At 66.7% G+C, this 234-nt stretch carries 1 protein-coding gene; it reads left to right on the forward strand.

What is annotated here, in order from left to right; genetic code table 11:
- Positions 1-234 (forward strand): DUF808 family protein (locus tag IN07_RS22465; RefSeq protein ID WP_036340939.1); only part of this gene is annotated, 234 nt, incomplete at both ends.

Genomic DNA, 234 nt, shown 5'->3' on the forward strand with positions numbered 1-234 from the left:
CCGCAGTACGTGCACGGGCTGAACGCCGAGCGCGAACTGCCGATCATCCGGAAGATCGCCCTCGGGTCGCTGCGCAACAAGCTGCTGATCATCCTGCCGGCGGTGCTGTTGCTCAGCGAGTTCCTGCCCTTCCTCCTCACCCCGATCCTCATGATCGGCGGCGCCTATCTCTGCTACGAGGGGGCGGAGAAGATCTGGCACCGGCTGCGGCCGCACGAGGAGAGCCACGCCACG

Source organism: Modestobacter caceresii (genome assembly GCF_000761485.1).
Taxonomy (GTDB): domain Bacteria; phylum Actinomycetota; class Actinomycetes; order Mycobacteriales; family Geodermatophilaceae; genus Modestobacter; species Modestobacter caceresii.